Here is a 351-nt window from a genome sequence, read left to right as displayed (position 1 = left end):
ATTGCGTTGCAGTACCGCCGAGGTGTAGGCCTGGTTTACTGTTCTCAATTCACAAATGAAGAGCAAGCAAAGCAGGTGCTGATTGACTACGTTCGTGAACGCTACCCTAGTGCACAAGATGCAGAGCTTTCTTTTCGTACACTCTCCTTTGAACCTGGCTATAGATCACAGTTTTGGGTAAAAAACTGTTTAAGCTTAGGTATGTCTTCGGGGTTTGTTGAGCCGCTTGAAGCATCAGCCATTGCCATGGTCGAGCTTGGCTTGCGTATGCTCTGCGAGGCGTTTCCGCACAATAAAAAGCACATGGAAATAGTTAGTAAGCGCTACAACTCGCGCTTTGCATATCGCTGG

Annotated in this window: 1 protein-coding gene; it reads left to right on the top strand. The window is 47.3% G+C overall.

Features of this window, described 5'->3' with window-relative positions:
- Window positions 1–6: 6 nt before the first annotated feature.
- Window positions 7–351, top strand: a 345-nt coding sequence (locus NLF92_RS12705; RefSeq protein ID WP_254102565.1) for a tryptophan 7-halogenase, incomplete at its 3' end; no start/stop codon positions are given.

Origin of the sequence: Opacimonas viscosa (genome assembly GCF_024199005.1) — a bacterium.
Taxonomy (GTDB): domain Bacteria; phylum Pseudomonadota; class Gammaproteobacteria; order Enterobacterales; family Alteromonadaceae; genus Opacimonas; species Opacimonas viscosa.
The sequence above is the reverse complement of the archived record's forward strand: the minus strand, read 5'-3'. Positions and strand labels throughout refer to the sequence as shown.